The following is a 305-nucleotide window of genomic DNA, read 5'->3' as shown; positions in this document are numbered from 1 at the left end:
CATGAAGTCGGCCAGGGCGCGGATTTGCTCGATCTTGATCTCTTTCGACGGTGCCTTGGCCGACTTGGCTTTCTTGCCGCCGTCGGCATCCGCACCCTCCTCGCCCTCGGCCGGCGCGTCGTCTTCCAGCGCCTCCGGACGCACGCGCCGGTAATCGGGATGGTTTTGCTGCGAAAACCAGCCGCAGGAACCGCAGCTGCCGCAGGCATGGCCATCCGGACGCACGTTTTCGCACAGCAGGGACTGGGCAAAGGCTTCGATAAAATCGGCCTTGCCGGTGCCGGCGGCGCCGTGGAACAGGATCG

General features: G+C 65.2%; 1 pseudogene. It reads right to left on the bottom strand.

From position 1 onward, the window contains the following. Positions 1-303: pseudogene (locus tag F1735_RS34685) on the bottom strand (DNA polymerase III subunit delta'); the annotation flags it as partial. Positions 304-305 lie beyond the last annotated feature (2 nt).

Origin of the sequence: Massilia genomosp. 1 (assembly GCF_011682185.1) — a bacterium.
In the GTDB taxonomy this organism is placed as follows: Bacteria; Pseudomonadota; Gammaproteobacteria; order Burkholderiales; family Burkholderiaceae_D; genus Telluria_A; species Telluria_A rubra.
This window is presented reverse-complemented; position numbering and strand designations above follow the sequence as displayed.